This window comes from Streptomyces sp. NPDC001204 (assembly GCF_053598035.1).
The window spans coordinates 115,598-128,266 of the sequence record NZ_JBSFJL010000004.1 but is presented as its reverse complement, the minus strand read 5'-3'; the positions used below and the strand labels follow the sequence as shown (position 1 = coordinate 128,266).

The window sequence follows — 12,669 nt, the reverse complement described above, 5'->3', positions numbered from 1 at the left end:
CGAAGGGCGGGAGTGTCAGCTCGCGGCCAGGAGGTCCTGGCGGGAGCTGCTCCGCGCGGGGTCCTTCCGGGTACGCAGGGCCGCGATGCCGATGAAGACCATGGAGGAGACGCCGGCCAGCGCGAAGGCCGTGAAACCCCAGTCGCCGCGGTCGGCGGCCAGCAACTGGCCGCCGAGCCAGGGCCCGAAGACGGCGCCGAAGCGGCCCATGCCGGAGGTCCAGCCGACGGCGGTGGCGCGGTTTCCGGCGTTGGAGCGGATGGAGACCGTGGCGTAGATCATGGTCTGCGCACTGTTGAGGAACACGCCGGTGAGGAACACCACGGTGAACGTCAGCGCCGGCGGCATGTGGACGCTGAGCAGGAAGACCCCGGCGGCGGTCAGCGCGAACCAGATCGCCGAGACGCGCGGGGCGCCGAAGTGGTCCGAGGCGCGGCCGGCGACGAGCATGCCCACGATGCCGCCGAGGTTGAACAGGACCACGAAGGTGAGCGCGGAGCCCAGGTTGTAGCCCTCGCCGCGCATCAGGGTGGGCAGCCAGGTGGCGACGCCGTAGACGAGGAGCAGACCGCCGAAGGAGGCCAGCCAGTACAGCAGGGTCTGGATCCACTCGCCGCCGCGGAAGAGGCCGGCCAGGGCGGCCCAGCGGTCGGCGCCCTCCTTACGGGCGGGCGCCGCGGGCAGCTCCACCTCGTAGCGGGCGGCCAGTTCACGGGCCTCGTCGGCGCGGCCCTTGGCGACGAGGAAGCTCAGCGACTCCGGCATGGCCTTGGCGAGCACCGGCACGAACAGCAGCGGGGCCACGCAGACCCAGAACGCGGCGCGCCAGCCGACGGGCTCCACGAGCCACTTGGCCACGTAGGCGGAGAGGATGCCGCCGGCATGGTGGGCGGTCATCAGGGCGCCGACGGTGAGAGCGCCGCGGCCGCCCCGGGCGTAGTCGGTGACCATGCTGATCGCGGTGGGCAGCAGACCGCCGAGGCCGACGCCCGCGATCGTCCGGCCGAGACCGAACACCGCGACGCTGCCGGAGACCGCGCACAGGCCGGAGGCCAGCGAGAAGAGCGCGACACAGGCGACCATGAGCTTCTTGCGGCCGATCCGGTCGGCGACCGTGCCCGAGGTCAGCGCGCCGACGAGCATGCCGAAGGTGGCGTAGCTGCCGAGGTCGCCGGCCTGGCCGGGGGTGATCCCGAGGGCCTTCTGCTCCAGCATGTGCGGCAGCACCGAGCCGTAGATGAACATGTCGAGGCCGTCGAAGAGCACGGCCAGCCAGCCCAGGCCGACGACCAGCGCGGCCAGTCTGCTGCCGCGCCCGGACAGAGCGGTGGAGGAGGACATCGTTGCTACCTCTCGTACGTGGGTGCGCTAGACGCTAAGGAGCCCCGAAAAACGAGTCAACGTTTTTGTCAACAATCTCAGCAACAATCAGGTCGCGAGGTCCGCGGTCTGTGGCGTCGCAACCGAAGGAGGGCCGCACACCACCGTGTGCGGCCCTCGCTCGTCCCTTCCGTCTCAGCCGACGGGGGGTGTCCCGTGGGTGTGGAAGGACTCGATGGTCCGCAGGCCCCAGGCCTGCCCCTTGGCCCGCTCGGCCTCGGTCCAGGTGATCAGCGGCCAGTCCGGCGCCAGCACCAGCCGGGTGAGCGGGTTGCACAACTCGACGCGGTTGCCGCCCGGTTCGTAGACGTAGAGGAAGAACGTCTGCTGGATGGCGTGCTTGTGCGGACCGGTCTCGATGAACACTCCGCTGTCGATGGCGAGATCGGCGGCACGCAGGATGTCCTCGCGGGTGTCGGTGGCGAAGGCGATGTGGTGCAGGCGACCGCTGGAACCCGTCCAGTCCTCGGTGTAGACGACGTCGTAGGACTTGTCGGTGAAGGTCAGCCAGCGGGCCGCGATCCTGCCGGAGTCAAGCCGTATCTGCTCGGTGGGCCGGGCACCGAGCACCCGCTGCTGGAACTCGGCGTTGGCGAGCACGTCGGCGGCGAGGAAGTTGACGTGGTCCAGACGGCGCACGCCCACGCCCCGGTTGGGCTTGGCCTGGGGCTGGTTCTTCAGCGCGGGCTTCAGCTCGTCGGGGGCCCGATGGTGCTCGCTCTCCCAGTAGAGCGCGTGCTCGTGCCCGTCGGGGTCGGTGGTGACGTACAGCCTGCCGAGTCCGGGTTCGTCCTCGGTCCAGCGGCCGGGGCGGCCCGTCTCCTCGATCGCCTTCACCCGGCGCTGGAGGGCTTCCTCGCTGGACGTCCGCAGGGCGAGCCTGCCGAGACCGGGCTGGTCGCGGGCGGTGAGCACCAGGCTGTGGTGCTCGTAGTCGTCGAAGGTGCGCAGGTAGACGGTGTCGCCGTGCCGCTCGTCGACGGTGAGCCCGAGGTAGTCGGTGAAGAAGGCGACGCTGGCGTCCAGGTCCGGGGTGAACAGCTGGGCGTGGCCGATATGGGCGATGTCACGAAGGGGCGGAGCCATCGTTGCCTCCAGGGGTTCGTGCGGGGGCGGGGGCGGGGGCGGCGGGAAGGGCACCGGCCGGCCGGGGGAAGACGGTGCCGTCGAAGATCTTGCGCGCGGTGCGCACCACGGCGGTGCGGCGGGCGACGGGAGGGGCGTCACCGGCGCCGGGTACGACGTCGGTGTCGACCTCCAGGAATCCGGTGGGGTGTTCGATGCGCATACGGTGCCCCTCGACGGGCGGCCGTGCGATGCCCTCGGCCACGCTGCCGGGGAGGGCGATCGCCGCCGCCACGCTCGCGGCGCCGAGGACGCCGATGGAGGTGTGGCAGCGCACCGGGATGAAGGTCCGGGTCGTCACGGCACCGCCGTTCCGGGGCGGCGCCAGCAGGCTCAGTTTGGGCACGGTCGCGGACCCGACGTCGCCGAGGCCCATGAGCGGGCCGGCCGCCAGCCGGATCTCCCCCAGCCGGTCGGCCAGTTGCCGGTCCTCCTCCAGTTCCGCCGGATCCTCGTAGCCGGTGACCTTCAGCGCGGTGGCGGGGATCAGCACGGTCGGCATGCCGTTGTCCACGCATGTCACGTCCGTACCGGCGATCGTGTCCCGGACCCGTCCGGTGGGCAGCAGCGGGCGGCCGGCGGCCGGGAACTCGATCACCACCGGGGCGGCGGTGCCGGGCACCCCGGAGATCGCGGCGCCGCCGGTGTGGTCGACGCGCCCGCCGGGAGTGGGGAAGGTCGCGACCGCCGACTCCCCCGTGTTGCGCATCCGGATCCGTACCGAGGTCTCGCCGTCCCCCGGAGGCACGAGTCCGCGCTCGACGGCGAACGGCCCGACTCCGGCGAGGATGTTGCCGCAGTTCTGGCGATCCGTCACTTGGGCTCGGTCGACGCCTACTTGGAGGAAGAGGTAGTCCACGTCCGCCGTGGGGTCGGCGGAGGCGGAGACCACGGCGACCTTGCTGGTGAGCGGGTGACCGCCGCCGAGACCGTCGATCTGGCGCGGGTCGGGGCTCCCCATGATCCGCAGCAGCAGGTCGTCCCGGGCGGCGGGGTCGGCGGGCAGGTCCTCGGCCAGGAAGTACGCGCCCTTGGAGGTGCCGCCGCGCAGGAGCGCGCACCGGACCCCCTCGGCCCCGGTCACTCCCCGGCTCCGTCCCGCAGGTGGTCGTCGTACGCCTGCCAGGTCACGCCCAGTTGCGCGAGAGCGTCGCGCAACCCGTAGCGGTCCAGGCCGAGTTGGCCGTCCAGGAAGGCGGCCCGGGAGGCGGCCTCCTTGGCCTCCCTCGCCTCGGACGCCGCGACCGCCCGCCGGGTCCTCTCACGCGCCACGACCACCACGCCGTCGTCGTCGGCGACGATCACGTCGCCGGGCCGGACCACCTGACCGCCGATCGCCACGGGTACGTTGACCGAGCCGCCGGTCGCCTTCACGGTGCCCTGCGCGGACACGGCGGCGGCCCAGGCGGGGAAGCCCATCCCGCGCAGCTCGGCGACGTCCCGGACCCCCGCGTCGATGACCAGGCCGCGCACCCCGCGCCGCTTCAGCGCGGTCGCGAACAGCTCGCCGAACATGCCGTCGGTGGAGGGTGAGGTGGTGGCGACGACCAGGATGTCGCCCTCGCCGCACTGCTCGACGGCGGCGTGGATCATGAGGTTGTCGCCGGGCCAGGACAGCACGGTCACGGCGGTGCCGGCCACCCGTACGCCGTCCTGGACCGGACGCAGGCGCCCCGGCAGCAGACCGGTGCGGCCCATGGCCTCGTGGACGGTGGCCACACCGTACCCGGCGAGCGCCCGTACGTCCTCGGCGTCGGCCTTCGGGGGGTTGGTGACGATCACGCCGCTCATGCCAGCTCCTTCGTGACCTGCGGGTAGGGGCGCATGTAGGCCTCGGCCATGGTCTTGTGCGGCAGGCCGAGGTTGGGGCCGGCGTTGCGCTTGAGCTGAACGCCGCGGCGGACGGCGAGGTCGGTGTAGTAGTCCCACAGGTGCCGCTGGGCGCCCAGGCACTCCATCGCCTGGCGCTTGGTCTCCCACACCTCGGTGATGTCCAGCAGCACTTCGGGCCTGAAGCCGCTCATCTCCGGCTGGTGCGGCTCGAAGTAGAAGACGGGCGGGGCGCCGATGATCTCGCCGGGGCCGGGGTAGCCGATGGCCTGCGCGAGTACACGGGCCTCCAGCGCCATGCGGTTGGCGGCCGGATGGTCGCCGTTGTACGGGTCCTCCACCGGGTGGGTGAGGACCACGTCGGGCTGGGTCTCGCGGTGGACGGCGACGAGCCGGTCGGTCAACTCGGCCGTGGGAACGAGGGGGTAGTCGCCGGCGTCGAAGAAGAGGATGCCGGCGCCGAGCGCGGCGGCGGCCTGCTCGGCCTCCGCGCGCCGTATCTCCTTGATCTCCTCCAGGTTCCTCCCCTCGCGCCAGGCCTTGGCCGACTCGCCGCGCTCACCGAAGGTCAGGCAGGCGATGGTGACCTTCTCACCGCGCGCGGCGGCCAGTGCGATCGCTCCGCCCGCCCGCCACACGAAGTCCCCGGCGTGCGCGGTGACGACGAGGGTCGATCGCGGCCGGGACCGGGGCCGCCCCTGGTCGAGCGAAGTCGAGGGCTGGGGCGAGGGCGCGCCTGGATGCGTCATTGCTCATACTCCGTGCCTTGGTGGACAGGTGTGCGCCCACGGCTCGCCGCCGTACGCGCGACGCACGGTCGCGCGACCTCCCTGCCGGGCGACGCGTCAGTCGCGCAACGCGTCGATCACGCTGGTGAGGTGGGCGCGGACGGCTGCCTCGGCCGCCTGCGGGTCCCTGGCCCCGATCGCCTCGATCATGGCCAGGTGCTCGCTCAGGGACTGCTGTGGACGTCCCGGCCGCAGCGCCAGCTGAAAGCGGTGCCGCACCAGTTGGGCGTTGAGCCGTTCCAGCAGTTCCACGGCCGTGCGCTGGCCGGAGAACTCCCGGATCCGGGCGTGCAGTTCGTGGTTGAGGTCGGAGTAGGTGACCGGCTCGCCCTCCTTCACGGCCCTCTCCATCGCCGCGCCGAGGTCCACGAGTTCGGCCAGCTGCTCGTCGCTCGCCGCGACGGCCGCCTTGGCCGCGCACAGCCCTTCGAGGACCATGCGGCACTCGGTGATGGCGACCGCTTCCTCCACGGTCACCACCCGTACCCGCGAACCCCGGTTGCGGATCCGCTCGACCAGGCCCTGAGCCTCCAGATCGATCAGCGCCGCGCGGATGCTGGCCCGTGTCACACCGAACTGCTCGGCGAGTTCGTTCTCCACCAGCCGCTGAGCCGGTGCCATCTCGCCGTGCAGGATCGCCTGCCGCAGCCGCGTGAGCGCATGCTGCTTGGCCTGCTCCCCGCTGCTCGGACGGGCTTGGTTCGGCATCGTGCCCTCCCTGAGTGAGTGCGTGTCGAACCTAAATCTAGCGAGACAAGATTGTCAACAATTTTGTTGGTCATATGCTTCCCGCAGGAAGCGACGAACTGTCCTTGGGCCGGGGCCGATCCCCCACACTCTGTCAACGTTCCCGTGCCGTCCGCCCCGGCTAGGGTCACGGCATGACGCACAGTTTCGTTCTGCATGTTCCCGACGCCGACCTCGTGCCCGAGCCGCTCGAACCCGAGCAGATCGTCTCCGGGACGCCCGAGGTGACCGGCAAGGTGGTCTGGGAGTCGGCCGACGGCCGGCAGATCCGCGGGATCTGGCAGATCACCCCCGGGGTCGTCACCGACGTCGAGGCGGACGAGTTGTTCGTGGTGATCAGCGGCTCGGCGACCATCGAGGTCGAGGGCGGGACGACCCTGCACGTCGGCCCCGGCGACATGGCGGTGCTGCGCGAGGGCGACCGCACGACGTGGACGGTGCACGAGACGCTGCGCAAGGCGTACGCGATCAACCTGTGAGGCACGTCGCGGGGTTCAGCCGGCCACCGGGTGCGGCGGCATGTTGTACGGGGTCACCACCTGGATCGCCGACGGAAGCGTCGGTCCCGCGGGCGGCAGGGCGCCGTGGGCCCGCATCACCAGGTGGCAGGCCTCCCGCATGTCCTGCCGCAGGTCGTGGTGGAGCACGGCGGACAGGCGGTGCTCGCGCAGCAGGCGGGTGTTGTCCTGGTCGAGGTCGTGCGCGATGAACACCTCGCACTCGCGGCCGAGGTCCGCGAAGGCCCGCAGGGTGGCGATGTTGCCGCCGCCGATCGAGTAGACCGCGCGGATCTCCGGGTCGCGCTCCAGGGCGGCCCGCACGAGGTCGTACTGGGTGGCGTCCAGGCCCTGCCCCTCGGCGATCTCCACCAGCGCCCGCCCGGGGTGGCGGGCGCGCATGGCGCCGCGGAAGCCCATCTCGCGTTCCTCCTCGTTGCGGAAGAAGCCGCTGCTGAGGCTGGTGAGCACATTGCCGGGCCGGTTGCCCAGCCACTGGCCCATCAGGTACGCGGCCGTCGCACCCGCCGCCCGGTTGTCGCTGCCGACGTAGCCGAGCCGGGCGCTGGCGGGCAGGTCGGTGACCAGGGTGACGACCGGGATGCCGGCCGCCACCAGCCGGCCGACCGCCGCGGTGACCTCGGGGACGTCCGGGGCCTTGAGGATCACGCCCTGCGAGCCGCGCCGCGCGATCCGGTCGAGTACGGCGGTCTGCTCGCGCACCGGACCGGTCTCGCGGAAGTGGAAGCGGGAACGCACCACGGCCGGGTGCAGGGACGGCAGTTCGGCCTCCAGGGCGGCCCGTACGGCGGTGCTGAACCGCTCGGGCGCCTGCATCACGATGTCGACCATGAAGGTGCGGCCCACCAACCGGACCTGGGTGCGCTGCCGGTCGAGGTCGGCGATGGCCCGGTGCACCTCCCGCGCGGTGCTCTCCCGCACCCCGCCGCGGCCGTTGAGCACCCGGTCGACGGTGGCCTCGCTCAGCCCTGCCTGACGTGCTATCTCGCGGATCGGGAAGGGGTGGCCCATGCGGCAGGCTCCTTGGGAGGTTCCCTGAGGGGTTTTTGATGGCTCGCTGCTGGTTGTTCGAGGTGTTTGTACTGACAAGAATGGCAGGACGCGACGGCCCTCGTGGCCGGGTCCGCCGACGACCGTCCCCGTGACCGAGTCCGCCCGTCACCCTCCCCGAGTCCACCCATGACCGTCCCCGTCACCGAGCCCGCCCGACGACCGTTCCCTCGGCCGCGTCGCCCGACGACCGAAAGGACGACGATGTCCTCCACCCCCGTACACCGCCGCGTCCGGCTGTCCGAGCAGGACTGCGACCTCGACTCCTTCCGCGCGCTCGTCGAGCGGGCGACCGGTGCCGCCGACTACCCGCACGCCTCGTCGGTGGACCACGACGTCCTCGTCTACGACGCCGAGCGGCTCCGCGGGCCCGCCGACCCCGCCGCCCGCGACGCCCTGCGGGCCGAACTGGTCCACGCCCTGGACGAGGGCCCCGGCATCGTGGTGTTCCGGGGCGCCTTCCCCGACACCGCGGTGGTCGACCGGGCCACCGCCGTCTTCCGCGCCCTGATCGCCGAGCAACGCGCCTCGGGCGCGGGCGCCGGGGACCACTTCGCCAAGCCGGGCGCCAACGACCGGGTGTGGAACGCCCTGGAGAAGGCGGCGCTGCACGACCCGGAGACGTTCGCCGACTACTACGCGAACGACGTCCTGGCGCTGGTCTGTGAGGCCTGGCTGGGCCCCGGCTACCAGGTCACCTCGCAGATCAACGTGGTCAATCCGGGCGGCGCGGCCCAGACCGCGCACCGCGACTACCACCTGGGATTCCTGGCCAACGAGGTCGCCGCCGCCTACCCGGCGCACGTCCACCGGCTCTCCCCCGTGCTGACCCTCCAGGGCGCGGTCGCGCACTGCGACATGCCCGTGGAGTCCGGTCCGACGATGTACCTGCCGTACTCGCAGCGGTACGAGCCGGGATACCTCGCCTGGCGACTGCCCGCGTTCCAGGCCTACTTCGAGGACCACCACGTGCAACTGCCGCTGGCCAAGGGGGACGCCGTCTTCTTCAACCCGGCGCTCTTCCACGCCGCCGGGACGAACCGGTCGGCGGACGTCCGGCGCATGGCCAACCTGCTCCAGGTCTCCTCCGCCTTCGGGCGGGCGATGGAGACCGTGGACCGCGAGGCCGTCGCGGGCGCCGTCTTCCCGGTGCTGCTCAAGCGCAAGGCGGAGGGTGCCGACGCCGCATGGCTGGACCGCGTCGTCGCCGCGAGCGCCGAGGGCTACCCGTTCCCCACCAACCTCGACAGCGATCCGCCGGTCGGCGGTCTGGCCCCGCCCTCGCAGGCGGACCTCGTACGGCGGGCGGTGCGCGAGGAGTGGACACCGGACGCGCTCCGCGCGGAGCTGCGGGCCGCCGCCGGGCGACGCGAGAGCTGAGGAGGGTCATGGGACTTGTCGACGGATCCACGAACGGCCTGCTGCACGGCAAGGTCGTCCTCGTCAACGGCGGCAGCCAGGGCGTGGGGGCCGCGATCGCGCGGGCCGCCGTCCGTGAGGGCGCCGTGGTCGCCGTGACCGGGCGGCGGACCGGGCCGGGCGAGGACCTGGTGGCGGAGCTGACGGCCTGCGGGGGCAAGGCGATGTTCGTCCGGGCCGACCTGGCCGACGCGGAGCAGGCCAAGGGGTCGGTGGCGCGGGTGGTCTCCGCGTACGGGCGGATCGACTGCCTGGTGAACTCCGCGGGGCTGACCTCGCGCGGCACGCTCCTCGACACCACGCCCGAGCTGTTCGACGCGCACATCGCGGTCAACCTCAAGGGGCCGTTCTTCGCGATGCAGGCGGCGGTGGCCGACATGGTGGCCCGCGGGGCACCGGGCACGGTCGTCAACATCATCACGTCCTCGGCGCACGGCGGACAGCCGTTCCTTGCGCCGTACGTCGCCGCCAAGGCCGGCCTGGCCGGGCTCACCCGCAACGCCGCGCACGCCCACCGCTTCGACCGGGTGCGGATCAACGGCCTGAACATCGGCTGGACCGCGACCGAGGGCGAGGACGCCACCCAGCGTGCCTTCCACGGCGCCGGTGACGACTGGCGGGAGCGGGCCGGAGAGCGGCTGCCGATGGGCAGGCTCGGCCGGCCCGACGAGATCGCCGACTTCGTGGTCCTGCTGCTGTCCGAGCGGTCCGGCGTGGTCACCGGATCCGTGATCGACTGGGACCAGAACGTGCTGGGCGGACTGGACTGACGTACTGCCGCACCACTCGCGCGACCACGCACCCCCCACGCACGACCCACGCACCGAAGGAGCATCAGCCCCCATGCGCATCGGAATCCTCGGCCTCGGCCGGATCGGCGCCTTCCACGCCGAGACCCTCTCCGGACTCGACACGGTCGAGTCGCTCGTCCTCGCCGACCCGTTCACGGACGCCGCCAAGACCGCCGCCGAGCGGTTCGGGGCGGAGGTGGCCGACTCGGCCGAGGCGGTACTGGCCGCCGGGGTGGACGGTGTCGTCGTGGCCGCCGCGACCGACGCCCACCCGGCGCTGATCCTCGCCGCCGTCGACGCCGGTGTCCCCGTCTTCTGCGAGAAGCCGGTGGCCCGCACCATGGCGGAGGGCGTCGAGGTCCTCAAGGCGGTCCAGGGCAGCGGTGTGCCCGTGCAGATCGGCTACAACCGCCGCTTCGACGCCGGTTTCGCCGCCGCCCGGGCCGCCGTGCGGGCGGGCGAGCTGGGCAGGCTGCACACCGTGCGGTCCACCACGCTCGACCCGGCGCCGCCGCCGGCCGCGTACATCGCCGCCTCCGGCGGGATCTTCCGGGACTGCTCGGTGCACGACTTCGACATCATCCGCTGGGTGACCGGGCGGGAGGTGACCGAGGTGTACGCCGTCGGCGGCAACCGGGGCGCCGACTACATCAGGGAGGCGGGCGACGCCGACACCACGGGGGCGGTGCTCACCCTGGACGACGGAACGATCGCGGTGGTCTCCAACAGCCGCCACAACGCCCGCGGTTACGACGTCCGCATGGAGCTGCACGGCTTCGAGGACTCGATCGCCGTCGGTCTCGACGAGAAACTGCCGCTGCGCTCCGTCGAACCCGGGGTGTCCTTCCCCGCCGGCACTCCGCACGATTTCTTCATGGACCGCTTCACCGCCGCCTACCGCGCCGAACTCACCGCGTTCACCGAGGTCGTGGCCGGCCGGCTGCCCTCCCCGTGCACGGTCGCCGACGCCCTGGAGGCCGGCTGGATCGCCGAGGCCTGCACCCTGTCCCGCCACGAACACCGCCCGGTCCGCATCGATGAGGTACGAACCGTCTGACCCACCGGGACGAGACCCGTGTGACCGACCCCGCGGTCCACGTGACCCGACCATGCGGCCCGCTGCGGGCCGCGTGGTCAGGTGGGCGGGCCCGCCCCCGCGAGTGCGGCGCGTTCGCGGGCCGTGCGGACCGTTGTCGAGAGGGTGGCGATGTCGTAGGCGCCGTGGTGGCGGCGGCCGTTGACGAAGAAGGTCGGGGTGCCGGAGACGGCGCTGAGGTCGGCCGACTCCACGTCGTCGGCCACCCGCTGCGCGCCCGTCCGCTCCCGCAGGTCCCGGCGGAAGCGGTCCACGTCGAGGCCGATCTGCTCGGCGTAGCGCAGCAGGTCCCTGGGGCTCAGGTCGCCCTGGTGGCTGATCAGGACGTCGTGCAGCTCCCAGAAGCGGCCCTGCCGGGCGGCGCCCTCCGCGGCCTCGGCGGCGAGCTGCGCGTTCGGGTGGACGTCGGTCAGCGGCAGGTGCCGCCAGACGTAGCGCACGTCGTCGCCGAAGTCGGCGAGCAGCTCCCGCACGACCGGCTCGGCGAGCCCGCAGTACGGGCACTCGTAGTCGCCGTACTCGACCAGGGTCACCGGGGCGTCGAGCGGCCCGCGGACGTGGTCGCGCTCGGGGTCGACGGGCTCGCCGAGGTCGACGATGACCCGGCCCCGGCCGAGCAGCGCGCGGGCGCGACGGCGCGGGGACAGCAGGGAGAGGAGCCCGGTCACCAGCCAGGTGACGGCGAAGGAGCACAGGACGGTCGCCAGGATGCCGATCTTCGCCTCCTCCAGCCGCGTCCCGCGGAAGGCGAGGGTGGCGATCAGCAGGGACACGGTGAAGCCCACCCCGGCCAGGCCGCCGCCCGCGGTGATGGCGCCCCAGCCGATCGGCGGGCGCAGCCGGCCGCGGCTCAGCCGCACGGCGAGCCAGGTGGAGCCGACGATGCCGATCGGCTTGCCGACGACGTAGCCGAGCAGGATGCCGACGGTGACGGGTGAGGTGAAGGCGTCCGCGAGCCGGGCCGCGCCGAGCGGGAGACCGGCGTTGGCCAGCGCGAACAGCGGCACGATGAGATAGCTGGTCCAGGGGTGGAGCATGCGCTGAAGCCGCTCGTTGGGCGACAGCGCGGTGGCCAGGCCCCGGCGCAGGGTGCGTTCCAGCTCGGGTGTGGGCTGCTCGCGAAAGCGCCGGAAGAGCCGGCTGGCGCGTTCCAGGGCGTGCCGCTGGGCCGGGTGGGCGTAGGTGAGCAGGCCCATGACCAGTCCGCTGACCACCGGGTCGACGCCGGAGCGCAGCAGCGCGCCCCACAGGACCAGGGCCACGAGCGCGTACACGACGGAGATCCGTACGCCGGCCACGCGCAGCGCGATCAGCACGGCGAGGACGCCGAACGCGGTGACCAGGGCGGGCACGTAGAGGGTCCCGCTGTAGGCGAAGGCGATGACGGCCAGTGCGAGGAAGTCGTCGGCGACCGTGACGCCGAGCAGGAAGACGCGCAGGCCGCCCGGCAGCCTGGAGCCGAAGACGGCGAGGATGCCGAGCGCGAACGCCGTGTCGGTGGACATGGCCGCGCCCCATCCCCGGGCGGTGGCGTGGCCCGCGTTGACGGCCAGGTAGATCGCCACGGGTACGGCCATGCCGCTGATCCCGGCGATCGCCGAGAGCGCGAGCCGTCTGCGCTCTCTCAGCTCGCCGATATCGAACTCCCGGCGGGCTTCCAGGCCGACGACGAAGAAGAACAGCGCCATCAGCCCGCTGTTGATCCACTCCCGCAGTCCCAGGGAGACCCCGGTCGAACCGACCATGAACGACACGTGGGTGCGCCAGAACGACTCGTAGGTTCCGGGCGAGACGTTGGCCCACACCATCGCGGCGACGGCGGCGGCGAGCAGCACGGCGGCGCTGCCGGTCTCGGTGCGCAGGAAGGTGCGCAGCGGGCCGTACGCGCCGGCGCCGCAGGCGGTCTGCCCGCTCATGGGCGGCTG

12 protein-coding genes are annotated in these 12,669 nt (G+C 72.5%); 4 read left to right on the top strand and 8 right to left on the bottom strand.

From position 1 onward, the window contains the following. Positions 1-15: 15 nt before the first annotated feature. From ACWC91_RS07825 to ACWC91_RS07800, 6 genes are all read right to left on the bottom strand, one after another. Positions 16-1,341: an MFS transporter gene (locus tag ACWC91_RS07825; RefSeq protein WP_450642300.1), complete on the bottom strand. Its 1,326-nt coding sequence runs from the start codon at positions 1,339-1,341 to the stop codon at positions 16-18. A gap of 174 nt (positions 1,342-1,515) precedes the next feature. Beyond that, the gene (locus ACWC91_RS07820; RefSeq protein ID WP_450642301.1) at positions 1,516-2,466 is read right to left on the bottom strand and encodes a catechol 2,3-dioxygenase; all 951 of its coding nucleotides are present in this window, start codon (positions 2,464-2,466) and stop codon (positions 1,516-1,518) included. Further along, complete coding sequence (locus ACWC91_RS07815; protein ID WP_450642303.1) at positions 2,447-3,589, bottom strand: 4-oxalomesaconate tautomerase; 1,143 nt, start codon at positions 3,587-3,589, stop codon at positions 2,447-2,449. Before ACWC91_RS07815 ends, ACWC91_RS07820 begins: the two co-directional genes overlap by 20 nt. After that, positions 3,586-4,296: a 4-carboxy-4-hydroxy-2-oxoadipate aldolase/oxaloacetate decarboxylase gene (locus ACWC91_RS07810; protein WP_281156120.1), complete on the bottom strand. Its 711-nt coding sequence runs from the start codon at positions 4,294-4,296 to the stop codon at positions 3,586-3,588. The genes ACWC91_RS07815 and ACWC91_RS07810 overlap by 4 nt, the downstream gene beginning before the upstream one ends. Continuing rightward, the gene (locus ACWC91_RS07805) at positions 4,293-5,084 is read right to left on the bottom strand and encodes a PIG-L deacetylase family protein (protein WP_281156121.1); all 792 of its coding nucleotides are present in this window, start codon (positions 5,082-5,084) and stop codon (positions 4,293-4,295) included. Before ACWC91_RS07805 ends, ACWC91_RS07810 begins: the two co-directional genes overlap by 4 nt. Before the next feature lie 96 nt (positions 5,085-5,180). Further along, positions 5,181-5,831 (bottom strand): GntR family transcriptional regulator, encoded by a 651-nt coding sequence (locus ACWC91_RS07800; RefSeq protein WP_450642304.1) that lies wholly within the window; start codon positions 5,829-5,831, stop codon positions 5,181-5,183. A gap of 173 nt (positions 5,832-6,004) precedes the next feature. Here ACWC91_RS07800 and ACWC91_RS07795 point away from each other — a divergent pair, with 173 nt between their 5' ends. Next, positions 6,005-6,349 (top strand): cupin domain-containing protein, encoded by a 345-nt coding sequence (locus tag ACWC91_RS07795; RefSeq protein WP_225080234.1) that lies wholly within the window; start codon positions 6,005-6,007, stop codon positions 6,347-6,349. Positions 6,350-6,364: 15 nt separating this feature from the next. Here the strand turns inward: ACWC91_RS07795 and ACWC91_RS07790 are convergent, their stop codons facing one another. Beyond that, complete coding sequence (locus tag ACWC91_RS07790; protein WP_225080233.1) at positions 6,365-7,399, bottom strand: LacI family DNA-binding transcriptional regulator; 1,035 nt, start codon at positions 7,397-7,399, stop codon at positions 6,365-6,367. A gap of 243 nt (positions 7,400-7,642) precedes the next feature. On the opposite strand from ACWC91_RS07790, the gene ACWC91_RS07785 reads away from it, so the two are divergent. The 3 genes from ACWC91_RS07785 to ACWC91_RS07775 all read left to right on the top strand — a co-directional run bounded on the left by ACWC91_RS07785 (position 7,643) and on the right by ACWC91_RS07775 (position 10,705). After that, positions 7,643-8,818 carry a phytanoyl-CoA dioxygenase family protein gene (locus ACWC91_RS07785; RefSeq protein ID WP_225080232.1) on the top strand — a complete coding sequence of 392 codons (1,176 nt, stop codon included), beginning with the start codon at positions 7,643-7,645 and terminating at the stop codon, positions 8,816-8,818. Between the two features lie 8 nt (positions 8,819-8,826). Then, complete coding sequence (locus ACWC91_RS07780) at positions 8,827-9,627, top strand: SDR family oxidoreductase (protein WP_450642306.1); 801 nt, start codon at positions 8,827-8,829, stop codon at positions 9,625-9,627. Between the two features lie 73 nt (positions 9,628-9,700). After that, entirely contained in the window at positions 9,701-10,705 is a 1,005-nt protein-coding gene (locus ACWC91_RS07775; RefSeq protein WP_281156123.1) for a Gfo/Idh/MocA family protein, read from the top strand. A gap of 77 nt (positions 10,706-10,782) precedes the next feature. Here the strand turns inward: ACWC91_RS07775 and nhaA are convergent, their stop codons facing one another. Beyond that, a complete protein-coding gene (nhaA, locus tag ACWC91_RS07770; RefSeq protein WP_225080229.1) occupies positions 10,783-12,660 on the bottom strand; it encodes a Na+/H+ antiporter NhaA in 1,878 nt (625 codons plus the stop codon). Between the last annotated feature and the right edge of the window lie 9 nt (positions 12,661-12,669).